1 protein-coding gene is annotated in these 744 nt (G+C 50.5%); it reads left to right on the forward strand.

Annotated elements, in window-relative coordinates:
• Positions 1–728, forward strand: a 728-nt coding sequence (locus DX909_RS29325) for an IS630 family transposase (RefSeq protein WP_128548877.1), incomplete at its 5' end; no start/stop codon positions are given.
• Positions 729–744: the final 16 nt, after the last annotated feature.

Below are 744 nucleotides of genomic sequence, written 5' to 3' on the forward strand. Positions count from 1 at the left end.
AAAAAAGTAAGCTCAAGCCCTGGCTCAAAAAACAATGGTGCATTGGGCAGCTAAATGGGGAGTATCTGGCCAAGAGGGAGGATGTGCTATTGGTCTATAGCCAGCCTGAGGAAGCCAACCGGGCCCGCATCTGCTTTGATGAGCGGCCCTGCCAGTTGCTCAATGAGGTAGTCGAGCCCATCCCAATGAAGCCCCGGCAAGTAAGCCGATACGACTACGAGTATGTTCGAGAAGGAACGGCGGTGGTGTTGCTGGCCTATGACTTAGATCGGGGACTGCGTTATACCCAGGTACGGCAGCAGCGCACCAAAGCCGATTATGCCCAGTTTATGCAAGAGCTTATCCAAACTTATTACACCCAAGTGGCTTATGTCGATGTGGTGCAGGATAATCTAAACACTCATAGATACGGTTCTTTCTACGAGCATTTGCCTCTGGAAGAAGCCCGAAGCTTGAGCCGCAAGGTGGTGTTTCACTATACGCCCAAGCATGGCTCTTGGTTGAACATGGCTGAGATGGAGTTCTCGGCTTTAGCACGGCAATGTCTTAACCGGCGCATTGGTTCGCTGACAGAGTTAAGCAAGCAAGTGAGTTTATGGACGCAGGAGCGGAATGCGCGTCAGGTGAAAGTGCACTGGAGCTTCACGGTGAGTAAAGCGGAGGAGAAACTTAAACGCTGGTATGAGCAGGTCAATCCTGCCAACAAACCACCTGATTCTAATAATTAATTTGGTCTTGCACTAG

The sequence above is a fragment of the Larkinella soli genome (genome assembly GCF_003703975.1).
GTDB classification, from domain to species: Bacteria; Bacteroidota; Bacteroidia; order Cytophagales; family Spirosomataceae; genus Larkinella; species Larkinella soli.